General features: G+C 61.1%; 22 protein-coding genes. 14 read left to right on the top strand and 8 right to left on the bottom strand.

What is annotated here, in order from left to right:
- Positions 1-17: 17 nt before the first annotated feature.
- Positions 18-395, bottom strand: coding sequence for a VOC family protein (locus DMY87_RS00600; protein ID WP_110789364.1), 378 nt, complete (start codon positions 393-395; stop codon positions 18-20).
- 96 nt (positions 396-491) lie between these two features.
- Positions 492-893 (bottom strand): GFA family protein, encoded by a 402-nt coding sequence (locus tag DMY87_RS00595; RefSeq protein ID WP_110789363.1) that lies wholly within the window; start codon positions 891-893, stop codon positions 492-494.
- Positions 894-1541: 648 nt separating this feature from the next.
- On the opposite strand from DMY87_RS00595, the gene DMY87_RS24000 reads away from it, so the two are divergent.
- From DMY87_RS24000 to DMY87_RS00560, 7 genes are all read left to right on the top strand, one after another.
- Complete coding sequence (locus tag DMY87_RS24000) at positions 1542-1868, top strand: hypothetical protein (RefSeq protein ID WP_133252987.1); 327 nt, start codon at positions 1542-1544, stop codon at positions 1866-1868.
- Positions 1869-1984: 116 nt separating this feature from the next.
- Positions 1985-4729, top strand: a complete 2745-nt coding sequence (locus DMY87_RS00585) for a heavy metal translocating P-type ATPase (RefSeq protein ID WP_110790309.1) — start codon at positions 1985-1987, stop codon at positions 4727-4729.
- Positions 4730-4777: 48 nt separating this feature from the next.
- Positions 4778-5656, top strand: coding sequence for a hypothetical protein (locus DMY87_RS00580; RefSeq protein ID WP_110789361.1), 879 nt, complete (start codon positions 4778-4780; stop codon positions 5654-5656).
- Between the two features lie 2 nt (positions 5657-5658).
- A complete protein-coding gene (gene cueR, locus DMY87_RS00575; RefSeq protein WP_110789360.1) occupies positions 5659-6102 on the top strand; it encodes a Cu(I)-responsive transcriptional regulator in 444 nt (147 codons plus the stop codon).
- 72 nt (positions 6103-6174) lie between these two features.
- Positions 6175-6378 (top strand): heavy-metal-associated domain-containing protein, encoded by a 204-nt coding sequence (locus DMY87_RS00570; RefSeq protein ID WP_110789359.1) that lies wholly within the window; start codon positions 6175-6177, stop codon positions 6376-6378.
- 256 nt (positions 6379-6634) lie between these two features.
- Complete coding sequence (locus tag DMY87_RS00565) at positions 6635-6985, top strand: carboxymuconolactone decarboxylase family protein (RefSeq protein WP_110789358.1); 351 nt, start codon at positions 6635-6637, stop codon at positions 6983-6985.
- Positions 6986-7178: 193 nt separating this feature from the next.
- Positions 7179-8381, top strand: coding sequence for a GGDEF domain-containing protein (locus DMY87_RS00560; RefSeq protein WP_245408780.1), 1203 nt, complete (start codon positions 7179-7181; stop codon positions 8379-8381).
- Between the two features lie 155 nt (positions 8382-8536).
- On the opposite strand, the gene DMY87_RS00555 is transcribed toward DMY87_RS00560, so the two are convergent.
- On the bottom strand, positions 8537-9382 hold the full coding sequence (locus DMY87_RS00555) for a DUF3800 domain-containing protein (protein WP_110790307.1): 846 nt from the start codon (positions 9380-9382) through the stop codon (positions 8537-8539).
- Positions 9383-9646: 264 nt separating this feature from the next.
- On the opposite strand from DMY87_RS00555, the gene DMY87_RS00550 reads away from it, so the two are divergent.
- Entirely contained in the window at positions 9647-10108 is a 462-nt protein-coding gene (locus DMY87_RS00550; RefSeq protein ID WP_110789357.1) for a hypothetical protein, read from the top strand.
- A 344-nt stretch (positions 10109-10452) separates the two neighbouring features.
- On the opposite strand, the gene DMY87_RS00545 is transcribed toward DMY87_RS00550, so the two are convergent.
- Together DMY87_RS00545 and DMY87_RS00540 are read right to left on the bottom strand one after the other, a co-directional pair.
- Positions 10453-10944: an SRPBCC domain-containing protein gene (locus tag DMY87_RS00545; RefSeq protein ID WP_110789356.1), complete on the bottom strand. Its 492-nt coding sequence runs from the start codon at positions 10942-10944 to the stop codon at positions 10453-10455.
- Positions 10931-11287 carry an ArsR/SmtB family transcription factor gene (locus DMY87_RS00540; protein WP_110789355.1) on the bottom strand — a complete coding sequence of 119 codons (357 nt, stop codon included), beginning with the start codon at positions 11285-11287 and terminating at the stop codon, positions 10931-10933. Before DMY87_RS00540 ends, DMY87_RS00545 begins: the two co-directional genes overlap by 14 nt.
- 160 nt (positions 11288-11447) lie before the next feature.
- On the opposite strand from DMY87_RS00540, the gene DMY87_RS00535 reads away from it, so the two are divergent.
- Positions 11448-12959 (top strand): DNA-packaging protein, encoded by a 1512-nt coding sequence (locus tag DMY87_RS00535; protein WP_245408779.1) that lies wholly within the window; start codon positions 11448-11450, stop codon positions 12957-12959.
- An 82-nt stretch (positions 12960-13041) separates the two neighbouring features.
- Complete coding sequence (locus DMY87_RS00530; protein WP_133252986.1) at positions 13042-13863, top strand: hypothetical protein; 822 nt, start codon at positions 13042-13044, stop codon at positions 13861-13863.
- Positions 13864-14053: 190 nt separating this feature from the next.
- Here the strand turns inward: DMY87_RS00530 and DMY87_RS24505 are convergent, their stop codons facing one another.
- Complete coding sequence (locus DMY87_RS24505) at positions 14054-14179, bottom strand: hypothetical protein (RefSeq protein ID WP_280953033.1); 126 nt, start codon at positions 14177-14179, stop codon at positions 14054-14056.
- 285 nt (positions 14180-14464) lie between these two features.
- Here DMY87_RS24505 and DMY87_RS00525 point away from each other — a divergent pair, with 285 nt between their 5' ends.
- Together DMY87_RS00525 and DMY87_RS00520 are read left to right on the top strand one after the other, a co-directional pair.
- Positions 14465-15085 carry a glycoside hydrolase family 19 protein gene (locus DMY87_RS00525; protein WP_110789353.1) on the top strand — a complete coding sequence of 207 codons (621 nt, stop codon included), beginning with the start codon at positions 14465-14467 and terminating at the stop codon, positions 15083-15085.
- A gap of 101 nt (positions 15086-15186) precedes the next feature.
- A complete protein-coding gene (locus tag DMY87_RS00520; RefSeq protein ID WP_110789352.1) occupies positions 15187-15492 on the top strand; it encodes a Dabb family protein in 306 nt (101 codons plus the stop codon).
- A 114-nt stretch (positions 15493-15606) separates the two neighbouring features.
- Here DMY87_RS00520 and DMY87_RS00515 read toward each other — a convergent pair whose 3' ends face one another.
- Positions 15607-15852 (bottom strand): hypothetical protein, encoded by a 246-nt coding sequence (locus DMY87_RS00515; protein WP_110789351.1) that lies wholly within the window; start codon positions 15850-15852, stop codon positions 15607-15609.
- 117 nt (positions 15853-15969) lie between these two features.
- Here DMY87_RS00515 and DMY87_RS00510 point away from each other — a divergent pair, with 117 nt between their 5' ends.
- Positions 15970-17139: a phage portal protein gene (locus DMY87_RS00510; RefSeq protein WP_110789350.1), complete on the top strand. Its 1170-nt coding sequence runs from the start codon at positions 15970-15972 to the stop codon at positions 17137-17139.
- Positions 17140-17333: 194 nt separating this feature from the next.
- On the opposite strand, the gene DMY87_RS00505 is transcribed toward DMY87_RS00510, so the two are convergent.
- Positions 17334-18431 (bottom strand): NAD(P)/FAD-dependent oxidoreductase, encoded by a 1098-nt coding sequence (locus DMY87_RS00505; RefSeq protein ID WP_110789349.1) that lies wholly within the window; start codon positions 18429-18431, stop codon positions 17334-17336.
- Between the two features lie 125 nt (positions 18432-18556).
- On the opposite strand from DMY87_RS00505, the gene DMY87_RS00500 reads away from it, so the two are divergent.
- The gene (locus DMY87_RS00500) at positions 18557-19090 is read left to right on the top strand and encodes an alpha-ketoglutarate-dependent dioxygenase AlkB (protein WP_245408778.1); all 534 of its coding nucleotides are present in this window, start codon (positions 18557-18559) and stop codon (positions 19088-19090) included.
- Positions 19091-19154 lie beyond the last annotated feature (64 nt).

The raw sequence follows: 19154 nt of genomic DNA, 5'->3' as shown, positions 1-19154 counted from the left end.
GCGGCATAACCGCCCCATCACGTCACAAGCGGTTCGCCCACTTCGACGGCATGCCCGTCCGGATCGGTGAAACGGAACACCCTTTGCCCCCAGGCCTGTGTTTCCACGGGATGGATGAGGTCGACCTCAGGCGCGATGCGCGCGAATGCGGCGTCGATGTCCGCCGTTTCGAAATAGAGCAGGAGGTTGCGACGGCCATAAGAAGTCGAGGCGTCACCGTCGCTCTGTTTCCAGACGGTCTTCTCGAGGCTCCGGCCCTCATGCAGGGCAAAGCCACCCTCAAACAGCACGAAATTCCCGTGATCCGCGCGGATCTCAAGCTGCATCACATCGCGGTAGAAGGCGCGGGCGCGCCCGATGTCGCGGACGAAGGGGATGGGATTGATGAAACGCATGGCGGTATTCCCGGGGCCGAGGGGCAACGGACTGTTGGAACGAACGTTGGATCGAAGGGGGCGGTCTGCCCCATCCGGGCAATGCATCCGTGCCTCTCACGCCCAGAGATCGCGCACGCAAGCGCCGCGTGACGGCAGGTCTTCAAACGTGTCGAGGCCGTCGAAATGGTCGATCGGCAGGTCGCCGACCGCGTCCGGCGGCGCAAGCCTGAGATTGACGGCGATCCGCCGCCGCCCGTCTTCGCCGGTGCGCAAGGCCCGCCAACTGAGCACGCAGCCGCAGGTCGGGCAGAACAGGATTTCGAGAGAGGATTTGTCTGGCCCGGCGCGCAGATAGGATGAGGGCCAGCCGGTAATCTGGATGCGCTCATTCTCATGGTCATAGGCCCAGAGGGCGCCGTAGCGGCGGCAGAGCGTGCAGTTGCAGGCCGTGGCCGGCCCCGGATCGCCGGTCAGCGTCCAGCCCGTCTGGCCGCAATGGCAGGTCCCGATCAGCATTGGCCATCCCTCCTTGTTCCTCGGCCTTGCAGGATAGTTTGCTCCCGGTATCGGATCTCGGCAAGTCGCCTTGGCCAGTGGCTGGCAGGATGCCGATCAAACTTTTCGCCAATTCTGCCGTCCACGATGCATGGTTTCGCCAAAGTTTTGCAGGCACAGGAGGATACGCGGGAGGATGCCGAGGATGTCGCGGTGACGGAGTTCTTTGCTGCGTTCAGAGCGTCTGCTCAAGAAGGAAGCGTAGAAGCTAATTAAATTATTGGCTGTGCAGTCTGTGGTGTGTGCTACCTTGTTCTGGGGCAATATTCGTGCTCGGGGACAAAATATGAGCGCGCTGTGGAAGTGGATCTTTAGTGGGGGCGTAGCTGTGGCTGGTGCCATTTGGCTCGGGATGCAGCAGTATGTTCAAGAGCAAACTGTTAAGCTTCTTGCTTCTTTGAACTTATGGCATCCGACAACTGCTGTGGAAGAACCTTTGCTAAAGGGGAAGTGGTATCTCACGCTCTATTACATGAACCAGGACGTTGCCGGTGGCTGGAATCCCGCTTTTGAAGAGTACAGCGTAACATTCGACAGTAGCCCCGACATAGGAGGGCAGATGACCCATGTCGAAGGAGGCGGGCGAGTGTACAAGATTGCGGGATTCAAGTGGCCCAAAAAATTGCGTTTACGTACAAGCCTATCGACGATGAAGGCCCGGGTTTTGGCACCTATATCTTGCAGCGCGTGGATAAGGTAAATGTTGGCCTCGATGTTTACGTCGGAAGCGCCTATGTCAACGCTTGCGCCAACACGACAAATAACAGCTGTGATGAAGCAGGCCCGCAAAAGGTTTGCCGGGCAACACTGTCTGAGAAGGCAGAGATTGTTATGAATGTACAGTATAAAAAACACTTCAATACGCCGTGCGTACAAATAGACGGTGGACTTCTTGGCGAGTTTTCACCCAAGCTCAATGAAGCGGTTCTTAGATAGAGTTAGATACTCGTTGCTCCGTGGGGGAGATGTCCGCTCCCTCAAAAAAATCGTCACCCCACCCCTTGACCCTCCCATGATGGGAAGGTCCATGTAAGATGGCGGAGGTGACCGCCATGAACATGCAGTCCCGGCCCGATGCGGCCAAGAATATCAGCGAAACCATCCTCTTGCCCGTCGAGGGCATGACCTGCGCGTCCTGTGTGCGCCGGGTGGAAAAGGCCGTTGCCGCGGTGCCCGGCGTTGAGCAAAGCGCGGTGAACTTTGCCACCGAGACGCTGTCGGTCACGCCCGGCACCGGCTTTTCGGCCGCAGCCCTGCTCGCCGCCATCGACACGGCAGGTTACGAGGCGAAAGCCGAGACGCTGGTGCTCGAAGTCGAGGACATGACCTGCGCCTCCTGCGTTTCCCGCGTGGAAAAGGCGTTGAAGACGGTGCCCTCGGTCGAGACGGCGAACGTCAATCTGGCGACCGGCGAAGCGGTGGTGACGGTGCTGGGCGGTGTCTCCGCCCTGCCGGCGCTGACGGCCGCCGTGGCAAAAGCCGGCTATGCCCTCAGGCTCTCCGGCGGCGATACGGCCGAGCTTTCGGCGGACGATGCGGCGGGCGAAAATGCCGGTCCGGCACAGCGGCAGGGCACTGGCGCGCCGGGCGGCCATGTCGGGGCCGGCGGGGCGTCCGCCCCGATCCGCCAGCCGGCGTCGGCACGTGCCGCCGTCGACAGCCGCGAGGTGCGCCGCGCGAAGGAGATTTCGGGCTTGCAGCGCGATTTCGGGATTGCCCTCGTCCTGACGCTGCCGCTTTTCGTCCTGGAAATGGGCACCCACATCTATCCGCCGCTGCATCATGTCCTGATGCAGATCTTCCCCGGCAACACGCTGTATATCCTGCAATTTGCCCTGGCGACATCAGTGCTGGCCGGCCCCGGCCGTCGCTTCTATCTGAAGGGCATCCCGGCGCTCATTCGCCTGGCCCCCGACATGAACGCGTTGGTCGCGATCGGCACCGGGGCCGCCTATCTCTATTCCGTCGTCACGACCTTTGCGCCGGGCCTGCTGCCGCTGGAGGCCCGTCATGTCTACTACGAAGCCGCAACCGTCATCGTCTCGCTGATCCTGCTCGGCCGGCTGCTCGAAGCCCGCGCCAAGGGCCGCACGGGGGCGGCGATCCGCAAGCTTGCGGGCCTGCAGGCGAAGACTGCGCGGGTGGAGCGGGACGGGCAGACACGCGATCTGCCGCTGTCCGAGGTGAGACTCGGCGATGTCGTGGTGGTGCGTCCGGGCGAGCGCATTCCGGTCGATGGCCGGGTGATCGATGGCAGAAGTGCCGTCGACGAGGCGATGATTTCCGGCGAGCCGATCCCGGTCGAGAAGAGCTCTGGCGCCACCGTCATCGGCGGCACGGTCAATGGCTCCGGCTCCTTCCGTTTCGAGGCGACCGGTGTCGGCGCCGACATGATGCTCTCGCGCATCATCCGCATGGTGCAGGAAGCGCAAGGGGCGAAACTGCCGATCCAGAAACTGGTCGATGACGTCACCGCCTGGTTCGTGCCCGTGGTCATCGGCATCGCCGTTTTGACCTTCCTGATCTGGCTGATCTTCGGGCCGGCTCCCGCCTATACGCACGGGCTCGTCGCGGCCGTTGCCGTCTTGATCATCGCCTGCCCCTGCGCCATGGGACTTGCCACCCCGACCTCGATCATGGTCGGCACGGGCAGGGCCGCCGAGCTTGGCGTGCTCTTCCGCAAGGGCGAGGCCCTGCAGAGCCTCAGCCACATCGACTGGGTGGTGATGGACAAAACAGGCACGATCACCGCCGGAAAACCAGAGGTGACGGAGATCGTCACGGCAGAGGAGTTTGAGGAAGCGGAGGTTCTGCGTCTGACGGCAAGCCTCGAGGCCCGCTCGGAGCACCCGCTGGCGGATGCGATCGTGCGGGCGGCGCAGCGGCGAGGGATCGCGCTTGCGGCTGTTGAGAATGTCGGGGCGGTGGCGGGTTTTGGTGTGACCGGCATGGTTGATGGCCGGCGGGTTGCGGCCGGGGCTGACCGCTTCATGGTGAAGTTGGGCGTGATGCCACATGGTCTCTCCCCCCTTGTGGGGGAGATGGCCGGCAGGCCAGAGGGGGACTTTGTTTCTGGTTCGTCACGTGAGGAACGTCCCCTCCCCAACCCCTCCCCACAGGGGGGAGGGGCCAGTGCGGCTGACCTTCAGGCCGCCGTCACCCGCCTGGCCGACGAAGGCGCAAGCCCGCTGTATGTGGCGATCGACGGAAAGCTCGCGGCAGCGATTGCGGTTGCCGATCCGATCAAGCCGACGAGTGCGGCTGCCATTGCGGCGTTGAAGGCCCGTGGCCTGAAGCTAATGATGGTGACCGGCGACAATGCGCGCACGGCAGAGGCTGTGGCGAGAAAGGCTGGCATCGATGCGGTGGTGGCCGAAGTGCTGCCGGAGGGAAAGGTGAAGGCCATCAAAGAGTTGCAGGCGAAGGGCGGCAAGGTCGCCTTTGTCGGCGACGGCATCAATGATGCCCCGGCGCTTGCCACCGCCGATGCCGGGATTGCGATTGGCACCGGCACGGATGTGGCGATCGAAAGCGCCGATGTGGTGCTGGTCGGCGGCGATCTCTTCGGTGCGCTGCATGCGATCGAACTCTCGGACCAGGTGATGGGCAATATCCGCCAGAACCTCTTCTGGGCCTTCGGCTACAATGTGGCGCTGATCCCGGTGGCCGCAGGTGTGCTCTATCCGCTGTCAGGCGTGACCTTCTCGCCGATGCTGGGGGCGGCGGCCATGGGGCTTTCGAGCGTCTTTGTGCTCTCCAATGCGTTGCGGCTGAGGGCGGCGAGGGTGACGTTGTGACGAAGCAGGGTCCCAACGTTGGGGTAGTAGCTTTTGGAGAGAGTGATCATGAGGCGAGACTGGTGGCAGGTATTGTTCGGCTTTTCAACAGGTATATTAGCCTTGTCGATCATTTTTGTTGCCGCCTGCAAAATTACCGCTTTTGGAGCTAATTCATTAATATACTTTGTTTTCTGGCTTGGTGGGTTGGGTTGGCTCCACGATTATCAGGGATTAATTACGGGAATTGGAGCTCTGGTCGCCGCTTACTTCAGCGTTCGCGAGATACGCTGTCAAATTGCATCCTCCGAAGCAATAGCCCAAAAGCAAATCGCAAGCGCTGAGAACTTAGAGAGGGAGCGCCGGGAAGCTAGGAAGTCGGCGAACCTCGCCGTTTCTCCCCTAATCCTGTCCTCAATCTGCCAATATGCCGAGACAAATGGGCGTATTTTGGAAAGCTTGCTCAGCGAAACAATTGAAAAAATACTTCCTAATAAAGTTAAATTTGAAGATTTTTCAAAGCTTCCCACCGATGTCACGCCGGCGCTGAAAGAACTGGTTGAGGTTCTGTCCGCGAAGGAAAGGTGGTATTTCCAGCGTCTTCTGTACATTTTGCAGGTTGAAGCGTCAAAGCTATCTGCCCTCAAGCCCGATCTAATGCGCGGCACAATTGTGACAAGGAGCAATCTGGAGTCGCTGATCTTGGGACAGGCGGCGGTATACGCCGAAGCGTCAGCGCTCTTTGGTTTCGGTCGCAGTTCAGGCTTCGAGCTACCGAGATCAATAACGAAGGCAGATATCTCCACAGCTCTGTTCTTGCTGGGCTTGCACGGGATTCGAGACGATTTGATAGAGCGATATAAGCTTGATGAAGACAAAGTTTGGAACCCCTACAGCTTTGGAGCCCATTTAAAATCTGAGTCTGACACATTCGGTTGGAAGAAATGACGATGAACATCGGCGAAGCCTCTCACGCCTCGGGTGTCTCGGCCAAGATGATCCGGTACTACGAGGAGATCGGGCTGATTTCCCCGGCGGGGCGCACGGCCTCGAATTACCGGGTCTATGATCGAGACAGCGTCAACCGGCTGCGCTTCGTGCGCCGCTCGCGCAGCCTCGGCTTTTCCCTGGAGGAAACCGAGCGGCTGCTGAAGCTCTGGGACGACAAGGCGCGGGCGAGCGCGGAGGTGAAGGCCATGGCGCTCACCCATGTCGAGGAGCTGGAGACGAAGATCGCCGAAATGCAGGCGATGCGCGACACGCTGGTGCATCTCGCCGAGCGTTGCCATGGCGACAACAGGCCGAACTGTCCGATCCTCGCCGACCTCGAGGGGCATCCGCTGCGGCAAACCGCCACTGCGCCAAGGGCGGGCGGAGACTGTTGCGGGGATTGACCTTGCCTCCATGGGAAGGTTGAGAATGACGATGAATGGCCCCGCCGGGGCCGCAAGACAGGGAAGACGAACATGACCGGACAGACGGTATTCAGGATCGAGGACATGACCTGCGGGCATTGTGAAAAGACGGTGGTCAAGGCCTTGGCGGACGTGCTGCCGGGAAGCATCGTCACCATCGATCTCGCCGCCCGCAAGGCTGTTGTCGAAGGCGACGCGGCGCTTGCCGAGCAGGCGATCCGCGAGGCGGGTTATACGCCGGTTCGGCAAGGGTGAGGGGAGGGGATAGGGATTAGGCAGTAGGCAATAGACAATAGGCAGTAGGCAGTAGGCAGTAGTTTGTAGGGTTGGGAACTGGGGGCGACATCAGCCAGTGCAAGGATTGGCTGCGCATCACCGGCTGCTTGCTGCCCACTACCCACTACCCACTACCTACTGCCTACTGCCTACTGCCCACCGCCTAACCCATCCCTTGCAATCCTCCCGAACCTCAATATATATGAAATATAGTATATATTGAGGAGGCTTCGCCGTGAGCAAGGACTACATCGCCATCACCCGGGACATTTCGAGCGGAATCAAGACCCTGCGCAAGGACATTCCGGATGTGATGCAGGGCTTTTCCGCCATGGCGGGCGCCGCGACCAGGGACGGGGCGCTGTCGAAGAAGGTGAAGGAACTGGTGGCTTTGGGCATTGCCATTTCCACCCGCTGCGACGGCTGTATCGGTTTCCACACGGAAGCGCTGATCAAGCTCGGGACGACGAAGGCGGAATTCGAGGAGGCGCTGGGCCTCGCCGTCTATATGGGCGGCGGCCCCTCGCTGATGTATGCGGGCGATGCCATGGCGGCCTGGGAGCAGTTCGGCGGGCCGGAGGCCTGACGCCAAGCCCCAAGCCGCGCGAGCCGCCCGCTCTGGCGGCACCGGGCACCGGGCTGCGGGCTGCGGGCTGCGGGCTGCGGAATATCGCGCGATCGGACTATTTATCCAAGCTAAATTAGGGGAATTTTTGCAAGCCGGGTGCATGATCTCGGGAGCGCCGGTGTGGGTCGGTGCCGATGGGGGAATGACCTGGGTGAGTGACGCAGAAACGATCGTCGGGGGAGCGGGCGCTGGAACGACGAAGACCGGACGGGCAGGCGGTCGGCTGGACTGGCTTTTGCGCATGCCATCCGAGGTGGAGCGCGCCCATGAGCGGGATTTCGGCGCCGAGCGGATCAAGCATCTGCGCCACGCCATCATCGTCGGCCTGATCGTCTACAACATCTACAATCTCACCAGCCTGCATCTGATGGCGGACATCCAGCCCTTCACGGTGATGATGCGGCTTTGCGTGCTGGTGCCGGGTTCGCTTGCGATCTTCTTCCTGGTGCCCCGTGTGCCGCCGGCCATCCGCGAATTGCTGCTGCTCGCCGGCATGTTCGTCGCGAGCCTCCTGCCGCTCTATCTGCTCTATGTCTCGGCCTCGCCCTATGCCAGCTACACGCTGGGTGAACTGCCGCTGGTGCTGCTCTTCGGCAACATGCTGCTGGTGCTCCGGTTTCGCTGGGCGCTGCTTTTCACCACGGTCACCTGCCTGACGGCGCTGCTCGTCATCCAGCACAAGCCGGGCCTCGATCCCAATCTCGTCTTTCCCCTGACTGTGCAGGTGGTCACTGGCCTTTTCTTCACGCTCTACGGCAACTGGCATGTCGAGCGACAGCGCTGTCTGACCTATCTTGCCCAGTATGACGCGCAGAACCGCGCCGACCGGGCGGAGCGCCGGGGCGACGAATTGCGCGACCTGACGCTGACCGACATGCTGACCGGCATTGCCAACCGCCGGCACCTCGACGAAACGCTCGACGCTTGGCTCGCGACGCGCGGCGACGTCCTGTTGCTGATGGTCGATGTCGACCACTTCAAGGCCTTCAACGACCGCTTCGGCCATGTCGCGGGCGACGACTGCCTGCGCCGGATCGCCTCCACGCTCTCCCTCTTCGCCAGCCGCCACGAGGGCTTTGTCGCCCGTTACGGCGGCGAGGAATTCACCCTGCTCTTTGCCGCCGACGCCGAGACCGGCGGCGCCTTCCTCGCCGACCGCCTGGTCCGCAGCATCCGCGATCTCGCCATTCCCCACCCCGCCCGCATCGACGGCATCGCCACCGTCACCGTCTCCGTCGGTTATGCCGGCACCGGAGAAAACCGGCTGCGCGACGCCCGCGACCTCGTCATCCGGGCGGATCTGGCGCTGTATGAGGCCAAGAGCGCCGGGCGGAACAGGTCGAAGGCGGGGTGAGGGTTAGGGAAGATTGAAATTGTTCCGCGACGGGATGTAGCGCCCCTGAAAATTCGGCCACTATATGTTGAGTTTTGCGTGGAATCGCACTATTTAAATACCGAGCCCTGCTTCTGCCGAAGGTTCTAGTTCCACTAGGATTATTTATGTAGGCATTAGCGGGGCTTAACTGCGTTTAAATCTATCTCATATTCGCTGGGCTTGAAGCACCAGTGCCTGTAATTCTGAAACCACCGATCGATTTCGCCATTCGCGCAACCCGTTGTTATGCCTACATTGAAGTTCGGATGAATTGTGCGAATCTGTCTATTAATATCGTTGTAAACCGTCTCTTTTGCGATGGTGCGTTTTGATCTAAGTCGCTGCCCCGCAGGCTTTTCTTGGTGCAGGTTGTTCAGCCGAAAGTGCATTGACCCAAGGATTATGTCTAGCCCTTGTAGTATCGAGTGATCGTGAGAGTTTACGTTTGAGATATCGTCGTGCGGAAAGAATATACCTCGGCCACGATACTGAATTGTGTTTTCGATAGATGATATGAATTTTCTGAATTTCTCAATTTTTTCATTATTGTGGGGTATTTGATCGAGCATGCTTGCGATGAAAACGCGGTCAATATTATTCGGATTGCAATACTGGAAGCCGAATGCATGCTTTATCATTTGATAGTATAATATGAAATATTGGTTTTCACGATGATCTTCTGATAAATTTTTCGCTTTCATATAGTTATGTGTGAACATTATTCTAACACGTATGCGACCCGACCTGACAAAATCAAAATAAGTCGACATGAATTCTATATATTTTTCTTGATAGTTTCGAGTGATTTTCGTCCATTTCATTTCCCCAGAAATATTCAGTTCCGATTGTTTTTCTCGCAGGATCTCTTCTATAGCTTGGCGGTCTTCTGATTTAACCAAAGCTCCGCCATAGAAATTCGAGAAGTATCGACCTTTCTGAGCAGATTCATCGCAGAAGATAGTATAGTGTCGCTTAGCCATGCTTATACATGCCATTGGGGTGTGGCGTTGGTCAATGTTACATTACTGGTTTCATATTCGGTTGACAGCTTTAGATTCCCCTATGCGCGCGCTCACAGCATGCAACTCAAGCACAATGATAGGAAAATAATCCTTGACACCGTGACGGTCGTTCGCTAGGGTTATGCCATGATCGGGAAGCTGTGGCCGGAGGGGTTGCAGCGGTTCGGTTGAGGGTTTCGAAGGGTCCGCTTGGCGGGCCCTTTTTTCGTTTTGGAGGTGCGCATGGTCGAGGATGCGGGGATTGAGGCGCTGCCCGATGTCATCGAGGTGAAGGCGGCCGGTGGGGGATCGGATCTGGAGCGGCTGCTTGGCGAATTCACCACCGAGATGCGCGCGCAGTTCGAGATGTTCCGGCGGCTGAGGGAAGCGGCCGAGAGCCTGCTCGATGGTGCCGACGAGGGGCTGGCGAAGCTGGCGCGGGCGGACGTAAAGGCCGCGACCGATGCGATTGCGCTGATCGTGCGCACGCTGGAAAAGATCGACTCGCTCTTGCGCCAGCTGGAGCGCGATCGCCTGGAGGCCGAGGAGCGGGCGCTCGATGCGCGCGATCCGGAGGTGTTGCGGGCCGAGGTCGAGGCGCTGATTGCAGCACGGGTCGAGCAGGCGGTTGCCGCGCGGCTGGACCAGGCGGTGGCGGCGCACGTGGCCGAGGTGTCGGGGCTGGCCGAGGGGCAGGGGCCGTGACGCGGTCTTGTGTGATTTCTTGATGATGAATGACGACGGATTGCCAACAGGACGGATCCCCTTCACGGGCGAAATCTGAAGTTTAGGCGGCTTACGCTGACCTCAAGCCTTCGATTTCGCGTTCTCCCCCACAGTGGGGGAAGAAGGCGTTGGCGGTTGCGGTATCGTCCCCTCTCCCCTTGTGGGAGAGGTTACAAAATCGAGGGCTTAGCCCGATCAGGGCTAAACCTCAGATTTTGTTGGTGAGGGGATCGGTTCAGTGGGTAGCGCTGCCCGGTCACCCCCACCCGCCGCCATGCGGCGACCTCCTCAAGGGGGAGGTGGGAGGCGCAGCCTGGTCGGTCTCAACCGGCTTCGACCATGCGGGCGAGCAGCGCATCCAGCTGCAGGAATTGTTCCGGCATCGAGCCTTCCATGCCGATGCAGGCTTCGTCGAGGGCTTCCTTCGAGGGATAGGCTTCGTGCAAAACGAGGCGGGTGCCGGCGGGGTCGGGCGTGAAGGTGACCGTGGTGATGGTGGTTTCGCCGCTTTCGTCATTGGTCCAGACGAGGCGGGCATTCGGTTCGACCTCGACATAATCGCCGAAGAAGGTCATCGCCTCGGCGGGATCATGGCCGAAGGTGACGCTGTAGCGGCCGCCGACGCGCAGATCCATCTGAACGTCGAGGATCGGCACGCCCATGGATTGCGGCGCCCACCAGAGCTTGAAGAGGTCTGGCGTGGTCCAGGCCCTGAAGACGCTGGCGACGGGGGCGGCAAAGACGCGGGTGACCACGAGGTCGGTCTCGGACATGCGCTCGACCGAAGTCGGGCCGACGGTTTCAAGCTTGCTCATCGGGTCTCTCCTGTTGCAGCAGTGTTTCGAGCACGGTGTCGAGCGCATCGAAACGGTCGTTCCAGACCTTGCGGCGCGCGGCAATCCAGGCAGCGACCTCACCCAGGCCCTCGGTCTCGATCCGGCAGACCCGGACGCGGCCCAGCTTTTGAGATGTCACCAGCCCCGCCTCTTCGAGCAGGGCCACGTGTTTTTTCATGCCCGTCAGGCTCATCGCGAAACGATCGGCAAGCCGCGTGATCGAGGCCTCGGAGCGGCCGAGCTCTTCGAGCACGCCGCGACGGGTGGCATCGGCAAGGGCCGCGAAGGCGGCATCGAGCTGGGCGGCAGATTGCTGAACCATTTGGTTCAGCGTTTAGCATGAAGATGGGGTGGTGGCAAGGGAGGGGCGCTCCGTTGCGGGCGGTGCGCGGACGGAAGCGATGCCCTCGACGGCAAAGCTGTGGCTGGGCGGGATCAGTGCCGTTGGCTGCAGGCAAACAGATGCTGTGTGGAGACTGCCGATGACGCCGAAATCTCTGGGGCGGCTGGCGCGCGACCGGGCGGCGAAGAGGCTGACTTCGGCTTTTGCCATGGCTGGCGATTTGAAGGCTGGGTTGGTCGGGATTTCCGAAACACTGCAATCGGCGGCGGCGCAGGGCACGGCCCTTCAAGAACAGGTCTCGCCCGAGACGCGGGCGCAGGCCGGGTTTTCGATCGGGACCGAACGGGATGGGCGTGACGGGCGAAGGGATCGGCCGGTATCGGCAGGGCGGAGCGACGTTTTCGATCTTGCCGAGCTGACCGCCGCAGACCTCGCCTTTCTCGCCCGCGACTGGCGGCTTCTGGCGCGACCCGAACAACTGCCGCCGGAGGGCGACTGGCGCCACTGGCTGATTTTGGGCGGGCGTGGATCGGGCAAGACGCGGGCAGGGGCCGAATGGGTGCAGGCCGAGGTTCAGGCGGCCGGCCGGCGGACGGATCTGCGCATTGCGCTGGTGGCAGAGACCTTGGGCGACGCCCGCGAGGTGATGATCGACGGGGCCTCGGGGCTGGCGAGAATCGCCCGGCGGATGCGGCCGGTGGTGGAGATATCAAGGCGCAGGCTGGTCTGGCCGAACGGCGCGATCGCGCAGATATTCTCCTCGGAAGACCCGGAAAGCCTGCGCGGGCCGCAGTTTCATCTCGCCTGGTGCGACGAGCTCGCCAAATGGAAACATGCCGACGAGACCTTCGACATGCTGCAGTTTGCGTTGCGGCTGGGCGCGCATCCGCGCCAGGTGGTGACGACGACGCCAAGGCCGGTGCCGCTGTTGAAGCGGCTGATGGCGGATGAGGCGACGCGGCTGACGAAGATGGCGACGGCGGCCAATGCCGCGCATCTGGCGCCCGGATTTTTGCAGGCCCTGGCGGCGCGTTATGGCGGGACAAGGCTGGGGCGCCAGGAGCTGGATGGCGAGCTGATCGAGGACCGGCCGGATGCGCTGTGGAAGCGGGCGCGGCTCGATGAGATCGTGGTAAAACTCGCAGAACCCTTGCGCCGGATCGTGGTCGCGGTCGATCCGCCGGCGGGCGGGGCGCAGGCCTGTTGCGGCATCGTCGTTGCCGGGCTGAAGGACAATGGCCAGGCGGTGGTGCTGTCGGACTGCTCGGTGGAGGGGACAGGCCCGGCCACCTGGGCGCGTGCGGTGGTCTCGGCTTACAGGCGCTTCGAGGCGGACCGGGTGGTGGCCGAGGTCAACCAGGGCGGCGACATGGTGAAAAGCGTGCTGGAAAGCGTCGAGGCGCGGCTGCCGGTGACGACGGTGCGCGCCACACGCGGCAAGTTTCTACGCGCCGAGCCGGTGGCGGCGCTCTATGAGCAGGGGCGGGTGCTGCATGCCGGCAGGTTTTCAGCACTCGAGGACCAGATGTGTGATTTCGGCTTAGACGGGCTGTCGAACGGGCGCTCGCCGGACCGGCTGGACGCGCTGGTCTGGGCGCTGACGGCGCTGATGCTGGAGGGCGGGGCTGAGCCGCGGATACGCGGGGTGTGAGAATACCCTAAATTTCACATGGTTGATAAAAGGTAAATTCATGCAATCCTGAGTTCTCGTCAATTTTTCTGGGGGCAGGGGAATGCGGAAGATGATTTTGCTCGCGCTGTGCGCGGGTGTGAGCGGGTGCGTGAGCAGTCCAAAGGGGAATGTAACGCCGATTTCGATGGATCAGCTCATTGAAAAGGTGCGTTGCGAACTGAAAGAAAGCAGCAGGACCTCAAAATATCTTACGAATGGTGGTTCGGTCGCCGCAACACTCACTCTTCAGACCACTAACGTGGGTGCGTTCGGTTCGACTTTGACCCCGGCAGATGCACTGTCGAAGCCGGGCGAAACGTTCAGTTTTGCGCTGCCGTTTGGTTTTGAACGATCGACAAAGAGATCGTATACCCAGTTATTCACTATAGATCTTGCCACGGCGCTCACAGAAGGCTGCGTCTCCCATAGTAATTCGCCTGTTATCGGAGATATCGGTGTTGATGCCCTCGTGAACGAATATGCCACCACCTACGAGTATCTGCAGCAACGAAGGAAAAATGGTGGCGGTCGCGGAATCCAAGTTGCAACCATTACTGATGATAAGCAGGCTTTGTTCTCCGGGATTACCGAATTCACCGCGAAGCTCTCAGCTGGCCCCACTGGCCCAACCTGGGTTTTAAGTCACCTCACCGCAGCTCTCAATCTGACCGGATCGTCAGAAGCTTTCGGGCAGCTGCAACTGGCTTTTGTCGACGTAACGTTTGAAAAACCAAAAAGACAGGAAATTGAACAGAGGCAAAGGAAGAAAGCAGATCAGATTCAGACACCTTCCGTTTCACAGGAATCCATCATCAACAGAGCGCCTGCTGGATTCAATTTGCTTCTGTACAACAACAACTTATTGAACAATGATCAAAGATGAATATTCGTTGAACAAAATCTAGCGTCGCCGGGATCCGTTGCGCCATATACCACGCCGCCGCTGCGTATAGTTTGGCGCACGGCAAGGCGTGGCTTCGAAGGCTGAGGATTTGACTTACGGTGAGCAGCGTTAAATGAAAAAAACCGGCGCCTTTCGGCGCCGGTTTGCTGATGGGACGGTGGATCTGGGCTTACTTCTGCGCCGGCTGGCTGGACGGCTGGCGGACCTGGCGCCATTCGTTTTCGAGGCGCTGCAGGACATGGGCCGGGATCGTGGCCGGGGCGGCGGTTTTGGGCGAAGTGGTCGTCGTCTGCATGTCTTCCCTCCTCATGCTGGAAGTATCGGCTTCCAGAACGTCTGCATGAGCGGAAAGTTCCACAGTGTTAAAGCTTTGTAAATGTGAACGGAACGGGCTCTAAACGATTGAATTTTCTTCAATCGTTTTAAAAAACAAGAATTTTTCCCGATCCTGCGGCAACGGGTGGCGCACGCGCTGCACGGTCCCGTCTCGGGCCGCTTCCTTCGGCCTCTGGAGCCCTGGATCGAGGTTGATCCGGCGCGGTGCGTCGCCCTTCCCATTCTCCTGACTATGAGGTTTCCCATGCGGATTGATCGCGCGATCGTCTTCGCAGGCCTGCGCCATGCCGTCTTCGGCGGGCGGATGGCCCAGGCGCAGGTGGACGGCATCGAGGCCGTGCTGACGCGGTTTTCTGCGCGTGGCTGGGCCGATCCGCGCTGGCTCGCCTATATGCTGGCGACGGCCCATCACGAGACGGCGGGCACCATGCAGCCGGTGCGCGAGACGCTGGCGGCGAGCAATGACGAGGCCGTGGCGCGGCTGGAGCGGGCTTTTCGGGCGGGGAAACTGCCGACGGTGAAGACACCTTATTGGCGGCCGGACGCCGACGGCCGCAGCTATTATGGCCGGGGCCTGGTGCAGATCACTCATCGCGAGAACTATGCGCGGATGAGCCGGGTGGTGGGGCTGGACCTGGTGGCGGAACCGGATCTGGCGTTGCGCCTCGACGTGGCCGCGACCATTCTCTTGGTCGGTATGACCGAGGGGCTGTTTTCGGGCGTAAGGCTTGCCGACTGTTTTTCCGGCATGAAGGCCGACTGGACCGCTGCGCGAAAGATCGTCAACGGGACGGATCGGGCAAAGCCGATTGCCGCGACGGCGCGGATTTTCGATGCGGCGATCCGGGCGGGCCTGGTGGTTTGAGCGGCGTCGGGATCAAGGGCGGTGCGGCTTCAGGGCGGATTGAGCGGGGACGCGTGCGGTGCTATCGGCTTTCGCACTGCAACAGGTCTGATAGGTGCCCCATGATCCGCCACATCGTCTTCTTCACAGCGTCGCCCGACAATGTCGAGGCCGTGCGCGCGGGGCTCTCGATCCTGACCGAGATCCCCCATGCGCGCCTGCTGGAGATCGGCACCAATGTGAAGACCGACCGCTTCGATCAGGGCATTGATCTCGTCGTCTATGGTGAGTTCGACGACGAGGCGGCCCTTGCCGCCTACAAGGCGCATCCGCTTTATGAGGAAAGCATCCGCCGGGTAAAACCGCTGCGCGAGGAGCGGTTTGCGGCGGATTATGGGGTGGGGGATGCGGTGCGGGAGAGGGTTTGAGGGATCAGCGACTCTGGCGGCGGCGCAGCAGCAGGTAAAGCCCTGCCAAGATGGAGACGCCGAGCAGGAAGAGACCTGCCTGGTTGAAAAAGCCGCTGGTGGCGGTGATGTCGATCATGGTGCTTCCTCAAGATCCAAGAGAAATGTGCGTGCCCACAGGTGCAATATAACGCCGAATGTCGAAAACTCCAAGACGGCAAGGGGACTGAGCGTGCTCGGATCTGTCACAATGGCGTTGATCGTCGGCGTCAGAACCCCGATCGCCACCATGGTCGTCCCGCAGGTATTCACGAAATTCGCCGTGAGCTTCTGACTTTCGTTGCGGATCAGAACCGTCAGACTGTCTTTTGGTGCTTCCATCACCGCCCCCTGATTCCCGTGACCGAAAATGCAACCATGAGATGGTAGTCCAAGGCTGGTTTTCCGCCAAGGGGCCGACCATCGAGATTGCCTCACCGTCGAGCAAGGACACACCCCATGAAACTCCCCTTCCGTTTGCCCTGGGCGCAAGCCCCGGATCGCACCCGTTTGCCTGATGAAAAGGCGCTGTCTCCCCGGCCTGGCACGCCACTGGCCTTGATTGCCGGCGAGGGCGAGGCGCGGTGGACGGGGCGCAGTTATGCGGCGCTGTCGCGCGAGGGGTTCATGAAGAACCCGGTGGCGCATCGCTGTGTGCGGATGGTTTCGGAAGCGGCTGCCAGCATCGGCTTTCTCGCCTATCAGGGGCCGGCCGAACGGGAGGATCATCCGGCGCTGTCGCTTCTGTCACGGCCGAACGGGGCGATGACCGGGGCGGATTTTCTCGAGGCGCTCTATGGCCAGCTGCTGCTCTCGGGCAATGCTTTTGTCGAGGCGATTGCGGTTGGCGCGGGGGCCGGGGCGAGGGCGGAGCTGCATTTGCTCAGGCCCGACCGGGTGAGTGTCGTCTCCGCTGCCGATGGCTGGCCGGCAGGTTATGATTACCGTGCGGGCACGGTGGTGCGGCGCATTGCGCTGAACGGGCTGCTGCATCTGAAGCTGTTTCATCCGCTCGACGATCACCTAGGCTTTGCGCCGCTCGCGGCAGCGCAGGTGGCGCTCGATCTGCACAATGCGGCGGGGCGCTGGAACAAGGCGCTCTTGGACAATTCGGCCAGGCCCTCCGGCGCGCTGGTCTATCAGCCGAAGGAGGGCGGCAATCTGTCGTCCGACCAGTATCAGCGGCTGAAGGTGGAGCTCGACGAGGGTTATTCCGGCCCGATGCGCGCCGGGCGGCCGCTGCTGCTCGAAGGCGGGCTCGACTGGAAGTCGATGGGGCTTTCGCCCAAGGACATGGATTTTGTCGAGGCTAAGAACGGGGCTGCGCGTGACATCGCGCTTGCCTTCGGCGTGCCGCCGATGCTGCTCGGCATTCCCGGCGACAACACCTATGCGAATTACCAGGAGGCGAACCGCGCCTTTTATCGCCTGACCGTGCTGCCGCTGGTGACGCGGACGGGGGCGGCGCTCTCAGGCTTTCTTGGCGATCTCACAGGCGAGGGGCTGCGGCTGGTGCCGGATCTCGACACGGTGGCGGGGCTTTCCGCCGAGCGCGATGCTCTGTGGGCGAGGGTCGGGGCGGCCGGTTTTTTGACGGATGAGGAGAAGCGGGAGGCTGTGGGGTATTGAGGGTGTGGTGCCTTGTGAACCGATCCCCTCACCAACAAAATCTGAGGTTTAGCCCTGATGGGCTAAGCCCTCGATTTTGTAACCTCTCCCACAGAGGGGAGAGGGAACGCCGCCGCTGGCCGCATCGTCTTCTCTCCCCCTTGTGGGAGAGGTTACAAAATCGAAGCGCTAGGCGCGCGCAAGCCGCCTAACCTTCAGATTTTGTTGGTGAGGGGATCAGTTCCATTGGCGCGTTTAGGTATGGCGGGCACCTCCCCATGCAGAATGTCCCGGGCTGCCAGGCGTGCCAGATAGGGCGCGAGGATCAGGCCGGGATGGCCGGTGGCGAGATAGAGACCCTGGACCTCGGGGACAAAGCCGAGGCGGGGGAGTTTGTCCTCGAAGGTGGGGCGATGGCCGATGTCTGCACTGATCAGCGACAGGGGCGACGGCAGATCGAATTCTTCGGTTAGGACGGACAGGAACCGCTTGCCGACGATCATCGGTGTTTCGTCGGGATTGTCCGGATGCCAGGACTCGGCGACGAAGACGGTTTTGTCTAGGCTCTGGCGAACCTCGACACGCGGACCGTCGAGGATATGGCGGATGAAGGGCGTGTCGCAGGCATATCGGAGCAGGAGCGCCGGCGATAGGACCATGCCGATCTCTATGCCGAGCTGTTTTGCCAGCAAGTCCGTTCCCGGACCAGCGGCGAGGAGGACGCAATCGGTCTCGATCAGACCGGACGAGGTCCTGATGCCGCTGATCTGACCATTGACCGTTTCGATTGACGAGACCGTCTCGCCGAAACGGACAGTGGCACCGCGGCTCCGGGCGGCGTCGAGAAGCGTTCCGGCCAGGCGGATCGGATCGATGGCAATATCCTCGGTCGAGAAGACGGCTATTTGCGGCGCATGGCGCAGCTGCGGTTCCAGCCGGCTGATCGTTACGCGATCCACCAGTTCGACGGTTTCGCCGGCATGCTGGCGTGTCGCGAAGAGATCTTCGGTTTCTTGCGCCAAGGCATGCCAGAGAAGTGAGCCACGGCGTGAAAAACCCGATATCTCGGGCAGATCGTGGATCAGGGCGGGATAGTCCTGCACAGCCTTCTGCCAAAGGACATGACTGTCACTGCCGGGCACCCCGTGGACGGTGTTGATCCAGCCGAAGGCGCGACCGGTGACACCGCAGGCGGGGTTCGGGCCGCTCTCGACCAGGACGACATCCGTTTGCGGCGAGGCCAGGTGATAGGCCATCGCCGTTCCGAAGATGCCGGCTCCGATGATGATGATGCGGCGTTTCTGCAATGGCATGATGGCAACCTTGAAATGCGACGAATGCGTGCAATGATAGGCGTTCGCTAGCCTTTACGGGTAACACGCAGATGACGGTCGATGGAACTGAAATAACCGACATTGGCCTCCCACCCGGCGCCCGTGTGATCCCCGACTGGATCACGCCCGCCGAGGAAACCGCGCTCGTCGCCTTTCTCGACGAGGGAGCCTGGAGCGACGAACTGCGGCGGCGGGTTCGGCATTTTGGCTATCGCTACGATTATCGGGCGCGGATCGCGACGCCGGAGAGCCGGATCGGGCCGCTGCCGGAGGACGTGCAGGGGCTTGGACGGCGGATGGTCGAGGACGGGATTTTTGCGCGCCTGCCGGATCAGGTGATCGCCAATGAGTATTTGCCGGGGCAGGGGATCAGCGCCCATGTCGATTGCCAGCCGTGTTTCGGCGATGTGATCGTGTCGATGAGCCTCCTTTCTCCTTGCGAGATGCAGTTTGGCTGCGTCGCGACGGGAGAGAGGCGAGCGGCGATCTTGCCGCCAAGGTCGCTGCTGGTGCTGGAAGGGGTGGCGCGACATGACTGGACCCATGCGATCCCGGCGCGTCGGTCTGATATCATCGACGGGGTGCGGGTGATGCGCGGGCGACGGGTGTCGCTGACCTTTCGGACCATGCGGTTTTGAAGGGCTTGGTGCCCGTAGAACTGATCAGGATGGTGGCATCGCCCTTCGAGGCCAGGCTTAAGCC

Source organism: Peteryoungia wuzhouensis (genome assembly GCF_003205195.1).
In the GTDB taxonomy this organism is placed as follows: domain Bacteria; phylum Pseudomonadota; class Alphaproteobacteria; order Rhizobiales; family Rhizobiaceae; genus Allorhizobium; species Allorhizobium wuzhouense.
The sequence above is the reverse complement of the archived record's forward strand: the minus strand, read 5'-3'. Positions and strand labels throughout refer to the sequence as shown.